The following is an 8,888-nucleotide window of genomic DNA, read 5'->3' on the forward strand; positions in this document are numbered from 1 at the left end:
ACAGCCGCACGTCGGCCTCGGTAATGGTGTCGCCCACCAGGTATCGCTGGGTGGTCAGACGTTCGGACAGCCAGCCGCACCCGCGGACTGTTCGCCCTGATTCAGACTGCTTCGCTACGCATATCGTCCTGGCCCCAGTAGGCGCGCATGCTGACGATCCGGCCCTCGTCGTCGAACTCCATCACATCGATCGGCGAGAGCGTGAAGCGCTGCTCGCCGAACTTGGTGACCAGGGTGAACATGAAGGCGGCGTGGTTGCCCGTGATGCGGATCGTCTCCGGTCGCAGCTCGGTCTCCCGATCGAGGTTGGCGATCACGGCGTAGAACTCGCGAATGGCCTCATGGCCGCGCTTGGGCTCGGTGCCCATGGGGTCCTCCACCACCGCGTCGGGCGCGTAGAGGTTGACGATCTCTTCGGTGGGACCCGAGCCGACCAGTTTGACGTACTGCTCGACCACATCGCGGATCTGCTGTGCCATGAAAACCCCTCTTGTTTCGAGCGACCGGCGAGCAGTCGCCCGGGGCGACGAATTGAAACGTGTTCTAATTCGGAGCCTAGCAGTGCCCCATGGCCGCGTTGCGGGGAATCCCGATAGCCGGGAGGGGGATGACGTACTGGCGCAGATTGCCCCCCGCGCCAGCACTTGTCCTAGCATCTTGCGCACCGAACGGGCCGATCATGCCCATTCGGCATTCTTGTTGGCGCGCTAGTTCTACTGGATACGGTGACGATCGTCGTCCACATCGCTGTGTTCCCCGATCGCGCCCGGTGCCGGAATCGCCGTTGATTCCCTGGTTCGCCGTTGAACCTTCTGTCCCGCACTAGTGCGTCTGCTAGTGGTTTCGGCATTGAGGCTTCGGGTGTTACCGCCTGCGGCTGCCTGTTTTACCTGGGCGTGTGCGCTGGTTCCAGAAAACTTGTCGCTATTTCCCGCCGTCCGACCCCGGTGTGTCGAGCTAGTGTGGTGCTTGTAGTGCTGTTTACTCGGTCCGGTCAACCAGATGTTCGAGTGATGAGTGAAAGCGGAGGAGACATGCCACTGCCTACCATGACCGCCGAACAGCGCACCGAGGCGTTGGCCAAAGCGGCTGCGGTCCGCAAGGCACGCTCGGAACTGATCGGCAAGGTGAAGGCCGGAAAGGTATCGGTCGCCGAATTGTTGAAGAAGGCCGACAGCGATGACTTGGTCAAGAAGACCAAGGTCGCTGCCGTGATCAAGGCACTGCCCGGCGTCGGACCGGTAAAGGCCGCCAAGCTGATGGACCAAGCGGAGATCCCCGAGGACCGCCGCATCGGCGGACTCGGCGCACGCCAGCGTGCGGCGTTGCTCGAAGCGTTGAAGGACTGACAACTAGCGCCAGCGACTGCTTGTCGCTCGAAAGGGTCAGCTCCACACCATGATCGGGGAACCAACGCTCACGTCGGTGGCGTGGCTGTGCGTCGAGAACGGCCGCTTGCTCGCGGTCCGGACCGAGGGACGCGACGCCTTCTATCTGCCGGGCGGCAAGCCCGAGCCCGGGGAAACCCTGGCCGGAGCGCTCGTTCGTGAGGTTCGCGAGGAAGTAGGCGTCGAGTTGGAGGCGCACCGGATCACGCCCGTGGTGACCATTACGGCCCCCGCCCACGGGCGTCCCGGAACGCTCGTGGAGATGCACTGCTTCCGCGCACCCGGTCACGGCATACCGGCTCCGGCCGCGGAGATCGCCGAGATGGCGTGGCTCGGACCGGGCGATGGTCATCGGTGCGCACCGGCGGTGGTGCGGGCCCTCGACCATTTGACCGAGATCGGCGGATGGAATGCGTCCTGAACGTCGGACGCGCATCCACATGCGACAGACCAAACGCCCCACGGCATGCGCTGTGGGGCGTTGACTGTTCCGGGGAGTCAGCGGGATGTGCGGCGGCGGGGGAGCCGGAAGGTGATCGGGTCGGGATCGCGCAACTGCGGTCCGCGCGGGGTGACCAGGATCAGCGCCAAACCGAGGACGGCGATCAGCACCGCGCCGATGATGCTGAGGGTGAAACTGCCCGCGCCCATCTCGGCTGGCTTGTGCGAGACGTGATAGATCAGGTGCGGTACCCCGAAGACGAGCCAGCCCAGGCCCGCGACCTGCGCCAACGCGCTGCCGCCGAGGAAGAGTGCGGCCAGCGTCACCGCAGTGAGCGCCAGGAAGAACGAACCGACGTCGGAGGCCAGATGGTGGTTGTACGGACCGTCGGCCGAGATCCACTGCATGCCGAAGCCCGGAAAGCTGGTGTACCACGAATGCGGCGCGAAAACCGCCCACAGACCGACGGCCGCGCCCTGGAATGCCAATACCCCCAATATGATTCGGACGGAAAGCCAGCGGTTGCGCTGCTGTTCGAACCGCATACGCACGCGTAGTCCGCCGGATTTGCCATCGACCGTGATCCGCATCGGTGTCTCCGTTCATCGCCGAACTATGGATCTGGTGTTGTCACCGTAAAACGGACATCGGCCGTGATCAATAGGTGGCGACTTCGTCGGTAATGGTCAGCCGGTCCGGGCGGGTATAGATGTTCATGGTGTCGCCGCGCAGGAAGCCGACCAGGGTCAGGCCGGATTCGGTGGCGAGGTCGACGGCCAGCGAGCTGGGGGCGGAGACGGCGCCGAGTATCGGTATGCCGGCCATGATGGCTTTCTGGACCAGTTCGAAGGATGCACGGCCGCTGACGATGAGTACGAGATCGTTTGCGGGGATGCGGTTTTGGAGTAGGGCCCAGCCGAGGACTTTGTCGACGGCATTGTGGCGGCCGATGTCTTCGCGTACGGCGAGTGCGGTGCCGTCGGCGGTGAACAGGCCGGCGGCGTGCAGGCCGCCGGTGGCGTCGAAAACCGTTTGGCGGGTGCGCAATCGGTCGGGCAGGGCGGCGAGGGTATCGCTGCCGACGGAGATCGAGACGGTCGGGAGCGGATATCGGGTGCGGGTGCGGACCTCGTCGAGTGCGGTTTTGCCGCAGAGGCCGCAGGCGCTGGTGGTGACGAAGTTGCGGCCGCGGACGGGGGTGGGGGTGCGCAGGTGGATGTCGAGGACGTTGTAGGTGTTGCGACCGTCCTCGTCGGTGCCCGCGCAGTAGCGGGCGCTGACCACATCCTCGGCGGTGTGAATGATGCCTTCGCCCAACAGAAATCCATGGACGAGTTCGATATCGCTGCCGGGGGTGCGCATGGTGACGGTGAGCGACTGGCCGTCGAGGCGGATTTCCAGCGGCTCCTCCACGGCGAGTGAATCCGGGCGCTCGACAATGCCGTTGGGGGAGATGCGGCGCATCCGTCTGCGGGCGGTGACTCTACTCATGATTGCGCCTCTCCGCGTTCGGCTCGGTCGTGCGCGGTGTGTGCTGCGACCTGGTTCGCTCGCTGGGGTTGCTCATGTGGGCTGTCCGGTATGGACGTGTGCTTCGATTCGGATGGTCACCGCTTTGGACACTGGTGTATTCGACCGTGCCGCAACGTGATCCAGCGGAACCAGCGGGTTGGTTTCGGGATAGTAGGCGGCGGCATTACCGCGCGGAGTGGAGTATTCGACGATGCGGAAGCCGGTCACCTTGCGTTCGGTGGCATCGGTCCATTCGGAGATCAGATCGACCAGATCACCGTCCACGAAACCGAATTCGGTGATGTCGTCGATGTGCATCAGGATCACCTTGCGGCCGCCGTGTACCCCGCGGTAGCGGTCGTCGAGGCCGTAGATGGTGGTGTTGTACTGGTCGTGACTGCGCAGGGTCTGCAGGATCAATCGGCCCTCGGGCACCGGGACCCAGCTCAATTCGTTGACCGCGAAATTGGCTTTGCCAGTGGCGGTGCGGAATTCGCGGGAGTCGCGCGGCGGGTGCGGTAGCACGAAGCCGTTGCGCTGACGGACTCGTGTGTTGTAGTCGGCACAGCCGGGTACCACCCGGGCGATCGCGTCGCGGATTTTGTCGTAGTCGTGCTGATACTGCGCCCACGGCACCGGGTGATCGGCGCCGAAGAGGGTCTGGGCGAGTTCGCAGACGATGGCGACTTCGCTGCGCAGTTGATCGCTGACCGGCTGCAGTCGGCCGGTGGACAGATGCACCATCGACATCGAATCCTCCACCGACACTTGCTGTTTCGTGCCGTTTCGGAGGTCGAGGTCGGTGCGTCCGAGGGTGGGCAGGATCAATGCGGTGCGGCCGTGCACGATATGGCTGCGGTTGAGTTTGGTCGAGACGTGCACGGTGAGCGCGCAGCTGCGCAGGGCGGCCTCGGTGACCTCGGTATCGGGGGTGGCGGAGACGAAATTGCCGCCCATGCCGAAGAACACCTTCGCGGTACCAGCGCGCATGGCTTTGATGGCTTCGACGGTGTCGTAGCCGTGCTGGCGCGGGCTGGTGATGCCGAATTCGCGGTCGAGTGCGTCGAGGAAGGTATCGGGCATCTTCTCCCAGATGCCCATGGTGCGGTCGCCTTGGACGTTGGAGTGGCCGCGGACCGGGCACACACCGGCGCCGGGCTTGCCGATCATGCCGCGCAGCAGTAGCAGATTGACGGCTTCCTCGATGGTGGCGACGCCGTGGCGCTGCTGAGTCAGCCCCATCGCCCAGCAGATGATCACGTTCTTCGATTCGGCCAGAAGTGTTGCGGTGCGGTGTAAGTCGTCGTCGGACAGGCCGGTCGCGGTGCGGACGGTGGCGAGATCGACAGCACGTATGTTCTTTTCGTATTCGGCGAAGCCAGCGCAGTGGGCGTCGACGAACTCGCGGTCGACCACCGTGCCGGGCGCGCGGTCCTCGGCTTCGAACAGCAGTTTGCCCAGGCCTTGGAACAGCGCCATATCGCCGCCGAGGCGGATCTGCAGGAAATCGTCGGCGATGGCGACGCCGCTGGTGAAACCCTTGACGGTTTGCGGGTCGCGGAAGCCGAGCAGTCCGGTCTCCGGCAGCGGGTTGACCGCGATGACCTTGGCGCCATTGGCCTTCGCGGCCGCCAGTGCGCTGAGCATGCGCGGATGATTCGTGCCCGGGTTCTGGCCCGCGACGATGATCAGATCGGCCTTGGTGAAGTCATCGATCGAGACCGAACCCTTGCCGATGCCGATCGAGGTGGTCAGCGCGGCGCCGGAGGATTCGTGGCACATATTCGAACAGTCCGGCAGATTGTTGGTGCCGAAGCTGCGGACCAGCAGTTGATACAGGAATGCGGTCTCGTTGGCGGTTCGGCCGGAGGTATAGAACAGGGCCTCGTCCGGGGAGGACAGGGCATGCAGGTGTTCGACGATGAGCCGGTAGGCGTCATCCCACTCGATCGGGGAGTAGTGCGTATCGCCGGGGCGCAGCACCATCGGGTGGGTGAGTCGGCCCTGCTGGCCCAGCCAGTAGCCGGATTTGCCCGCCAGTTCCTCGATCGAGTGCGCGGCGAAGAATTCGGGGGTGACGGTGCGTAGTGTCGCCTCCTCGGCGACAGCCTTGGCACCGTTCTCACAGAACTCCGCCGGACGACGGTGCCCCGCAGGCTCCGGCCAGGCACAGCCGGGGCAGTCGAAACCGTGCACCTGATTGACCCGGGCAAGCGTGCGGGTGGTCCGGACGACACCCATCTCCTCGACCGCGCGTTTCAGCGCAACGGCCACGGCGGTCACGCCCGCGGCCTGCTTTTTCGGCGGGGTCACGGTCAGCGCGGACTCGTCGATGTCCTGTGTCGGTCCATTGCGGTGCATGCTGGACATTGTCCACACCGCACGGATTTTGTCGCGGGCAACCTTACCCCGATCCTGGGCCGCCGCGTTCGTAGCTGTGCCGTGGCCGTCGGATTCCTGCTCGGATACTGTTCCCCGACACCGCAAGTCGCGCCGGAGGAGTATTTCGCATCCACCGGGGAACTCGACGAAATCGACGGTACGAATACCGTGCGGTTCCGAGTGGATGGGCGACGACTTGACCAGTGACACCGGCAGGTTGCGGGCCGCGCTGCCCGCCTACGATATCGGCGCCCAGGTCGGCAGGGGTGGATGCGGTGTGGTGCTGGCGGGCACGCACCGGCGGTTGGGCCGACCGGTCGCCATCAAACAGATTCCACCCCAGTTCGCGCACGATGAACAGGTGCGCCGCCGGTTCGTCGCCGAGGCGCGATTGCTCGCGGCCATTGATCATCGCCATGTGGTGCGGGTTTTCGACTACATCGAGAAGGATGAGCTGTGTCTGCTGGTCATGGAATACCTGCCGGGCGGCACCGTCGGCAGCCGGTTCGCCACCGAGGGGTTCGACGCGGCGACCGCGGTCGCCGTCGGGCTGGCCTGTGCGGCGGGACTGGAAGCAGCGCACCGCCACCGGATTCTGCACCGTGACGTCAAACCGTCGAATCTCATGTTCGGCACCGGCGGTGCGATCAAACTGACCGATTTCGGCATTGCCGAGATCGTCGGTGGTGACCAGACCCTGGTCACCAGGACCGGCGCGATCGTCGGCACTCCGTCCTATATCGCGCCGGAGCAGGCGCGCGGACGACCGCTTTCCCCCGCGACCGACGTCTACGCGCTGGCCGCCATGCTCTATCAGCTGCTGTCCGGTGTGTTGCCCTTCCCGCCGAGCGATGACCACCTCGCAACGCTTTTCGCCCATGCCTTCGGCGATCCCATACCCCTCACCGAGGTAGCGCCCGGTGTTCCCGGACCGATCGCCGATGTGGTGATGCGCGGCCTCGCGACCGATCCCGCCGACCGCTTCGACACCGCCGAACTCTTCGGCATCGCGCTCGCCGAACTCGCCGCCTCCTGCTGGGGCGGCGATTGGCTGACTTCGGTGGGTATCCCGGTGATCGGCGCCGACGCCATTGTGGCCGCCGCGACCGGGGGTAGTCGTGCTGCACGGCGGGCGGGTGCGGCGATGCTGGAACCGGGAGGTACGCAGGGTTATGGGACGGTGGTGGGGCCGATCTCACCGGTAACCGGCGAGATCGCTGCCGGATCGCAGCGTCCCCCGATGGGCCGGGTGCGGCCGCGGTACGGGTTGCCGGACCAGGGTGTTCGGCTGGCTGATGTCGATCGGCGCGATCTGGTGCCCATTCGGGATGTCGTCACGTTCGCTTCGCCTCGGCTACCGCTGCTCGCGGGAGTGTTGTGTGCGGCGGGTGCCTGTGCGGTCGTGGTGCTCGGGCTCGGTGCATCCACGGCCGGCGGAGACCTGGTACCGGGCACGGTCACCATTGCCGGTGTTGATCCGACGAGGTCGAATCCGATCGACATTGATCTGTCCGAGCCGATTCCAGTGCAAGTCAAGGGGATCGACGTCGATTCGGCTTCGCTCGCAGTGCATGTGGTCGGTGTGCGGTTGGGTGGAGATCCGGTGCCGCTGCAGCCCGGTGGCGCGGTTGTATTGCCCGATCCGGTCGACCGGCAGGTATTGGCGGGCGATCTCGACGGCGAGCTGACTCTGCTGCGCAACGGTACCGAGATCGCGACGCAGCGAGTCGAACTGCATACGGCGCAGCGTCCGACGCTGACCGCCGCTTCGGCCGTGATCGTAATCCTCGCGTTGTTCGCCGCCGCCTACGTGGAGTCCAACGCCCGGACACTGCGTCGTGGCCACGGTGGAATCGCCAATTTCATCGGTCTGTGCGTGAGTTCGGCCATGCTGGCCGGGGCGGTCGCCGGTGGTGCCTGGATTCTCCGGGGTACCCCGCCAACCGTCGCCACCCTGGCCGTCAGTGGGGTACTCGCCGCTGGCGCGGGCCTCGCAGTCGCATTCGGCGCAGGGCGGATCGGCGAGCGGCGCAGGCTCCTTCGCCGCGCAAGGCGGGAAGATCGCTGAGTGTGCCAGCGGCAGAACGGGCCTGTGCGGTCCTGTTCGGTGCCGGTTCGGCGCACGGCGGATCGGCGAGCGGCGCAGGCTCCTCCGCCGGGCGCCGCGGGAAAGATGGCTGAATGCGCTGCCAGCGGAACGGCGCCTGTGCGGTCCTGTTCGATGCCGGTTAGTTCGGCTACCGGTTCGGTTCGATGAATCCGCGCGGATTCGGCCGGGATCGACAGATACGGTGGGAAGCCCCGCGCGGCACGTCTTCGCAGGGCAAGCGATCCGCTCAGGAACGGCGGCCCTTACCAGTGGCTTCCGTCGGATGCTTCGGGTCGTTCTCGGAGCGGTAGGTGATGATTCGCTGGCCTATGCGCAGGCTCCAGCCGGGCGGCAGTTCGATCGGGGCGGTGCCGACGCGCGTCCAGTCATCGTCGCCTGGGGCCGCGATGAAAGTTCCCGCGGGAGTGGCGGCATCGCGGACGTAGACCTTGCCGCGGTCGACCGAGACGTAGGCGTGCACGCGGGAGATGTGGCGGTCACGAGGGACGGTGATGGGCGTGGCTGTCGCGGCACGTACCGCCTCGTCGATCGTCGGACTTCGACCGACGACATACGCCCGGTCCAGCGGATATGCCGCACCGTCCTCGAGAATCAACGCACCGGCGACCGGCCTCGGACTCTCCGGATTGCCCGCGCCGCCAACCGGCCGCAGCGGTCGCGGTCGTTGCCCTTGCAATGGCGGGATCTTGTGCAGCGCAATAGGTTCGGGCCGTACCGATGCACCTGCCCGCGACCCACCGGACTCCGCACGCTCGGCAGCGGACATAGCCTGGGTACTGACGTCCTGCGGTGTCGCTACCTCCCCGGACCCGTACTCCGCCGTTCGCCCCTTCGTGGATGCCGCAGCCTGCTCGCCAACCGGCGACTCCGCCGATGCCCTCCGACTCGTTTTTTCGGTGGGCGCTCCGGACTGCGCGGAGGACTGCCGCGAAATCCCAGCAGACCCAGTTGCTTGCGCTGAGTCGGCGGGCCCAGCCTTCTCGGTCGGCCCGTCCGGCGCGGAGGCCGGCCGGGGGGCACCCGTAGAACGCGCCGATCCCGTTGATTGCGCTGT

The 8,888-nt window shown here is 66.0% G+C and carries 8 protein-coding genes; 3 read left to right on the forward strand and 5 right to left on the reverse strand.

Annotated features, from left to right (window positions below; all coding sequences use genetic code 11):
* Positions 1-101 precede the first annotated feature (101 nt).
* Positions 102-479, reverse strand: a complete 378-nt coding sequence (locus ACWEO2_RS36485; protein WP_452409535.1) for a nuclear transport factor 2 family protein — start codon at positions 477-479, stop codon at positions 102-104.
* Positions 480-1,034: 555 nt separating this feature from the next.
* Between ACWEO2_RS36485 and mihF the strand changes: the two genes are divergently transcribed.
* Together mihF and ACWEO2_RS36495 are read left to right on the forward strand one after the other, a co-directional pair.
* Positions 1,035-1,349: an integration host factor, actinobacterial type gene (gene mihF / locus ACWEO2_RS36490; protein ID WP_354960125.1), complete on the forward strand. Its 315-nt coding sequence runs from the start codon at positions 1,035-1,037 to the stop codon at positions 1,347-1,349.
* A gap of 49 nt (positions 1,350-1,398) precedes the next feature.
* Complete coding sequence (locus ACWEO2_RS36495; RefSeq protein WP_452409536.1) at positions 1,399-1,809, forward strand: NUDIX hydrolase; 411 nt, start codon at positions 1,399-1,401, stop codon at positions 1,807-1,809.
* A 77-nt stretch (positions 1,810-1,886) separates the two neighbouring features.
* Here the strand turns inward: ACWEO2_RS36495 and ACWEO2_RS36500 are convergent, their stop codons facing one another.
* The 3 genes from ACWEO2_RS36500 to ACWEO2_RS36510 all read right to left on the reverse strand — a co-directional run bounded on the left by ACWEO2_RS36500 (position 1,887) and on the right by ACWEO2_RS36510 (position 5,703).
* On the reverse strand, positions 1,887-2,420 hold the full coding sequence (locus ACWEO2_RS36500) for a hypothetical protein (protein ID WP_452409537.1): 534 nt from the start codon (positions 2,418-2,420) through the stop codon (positions 1,887-1,889).
* Between the two features lie 67 nt (positions 2,421-2,487).
* Positions 2,488-3,321, reverse strand: coding sequence for a formate dehydrogenase accessory sulfurtransferase FdhD (fdhD, locus tag ACWEO2_RS36505; protein WP_452409538.1), 834 nt, complete (start codon positions 3,319-3,321; stop codon positions 2,488-2,490).
* A 72-nt stretch (positions 3,322-3,393) separates the two neighbouring features.
* Positions 3,394-5,703, reverse strand: coding sequence for an FdhF/YdeP family oxidoreductase (locus tag ACWEO2_RS36510; RefSeq protein ID WP_452409585.1), 2,310 nt, complete (start codon positions 5,701-5,703; stop codon positions 3,394-3,396).
* Between the two features lie 217 nt (positions 5,704-5,920).
* Here ACWEO2_RS36510 and ACWEO2_RS36515 point away from each other — a divergent pair, with 217 nt between their 5' ends.
* Positions 5,921-7,792: a serine/threonine-protein kinase gene (locus ACWEO2_RS36515; RefSeq protein ID WP_452409539.1), complete on the forward strand. Its 1,872-nt coding sequence runs from the start codon at positions 5,921-5,923 to the stop codon at positions 7,790-7,792.
* Positions 7,793-8,060: 268 nt separating this feature from the next.
* On the opposite strand, the gene ACWEO2_RS36520 is transcribed toward ACWEO2_RS36515, so the two are convergent.
* Positions 8,061-8,600: an FHA domain-containing protein gene (locus ACWEO2_RS36520; RefSeq protein WP_452409540.1), complete on the reverse strand. Its 540-nt coding sequence runs from the start codon at positions 8,598-8,600 to the stop codon at positions 8,061-8,063.
* Positions 8,601-8,888 lie beyond the last annotated feature (288 nt).

The sequence above is a fragment of the Nocardia sp. NPDC004278 genome, from assembly GCF_053602975.1.

Coding starts and splice junctions, on each gene's coding strand:
- ACWEO2_RS36485 (WP_452409535.1), bottom strand. CDS start 479: ATGGCACAGCAGATCCGCGATGTGGTCGAGCAGTACGTCAAACTGGTC.
- ACWEO2_RS36510 (WP_452409585.1), bottom strand. CDS start 5,703: ATGCACCGCAATGGACCGACACAGGACATCGACGAGTCCGCGCTGACC.
- ACWEO2_RS36520 (WP_452409540.1), bottom strand. CDS start 8,600: ATGTCCGCTGCCGAGCGTGCGGAGTCCGGTGGGTCGCGGGCAGGTGCA.
- fdhD (WP_452409538.1), bottom strand. CDS start 3,321: ATGAGTAGAGTCACCGCCCGCAGACGGATGCGCCGCATCTCCCCCAAC.
- mihF (WP_354960125.1), top strand. CDS start 1,035: ATGCCACTGCCTACCATGACCGCCGAACAGCGCACCGAGGCGTTGGCC.
- ACWEO2_RS36500 (WP_452409537.1), bottom strand. CDS start 2,420: ATGCGGATCACGGTCGATGGCAAATCCGGCGGACTACGCGTGCGTATG.
- ACWEO2_RS36495 (WP_452409536.1), top strand. CDS start 1,399: ATGATCGGGGAACCAACGCTCACGTCGGTGGCGTGGCTGTGCGTCGAG.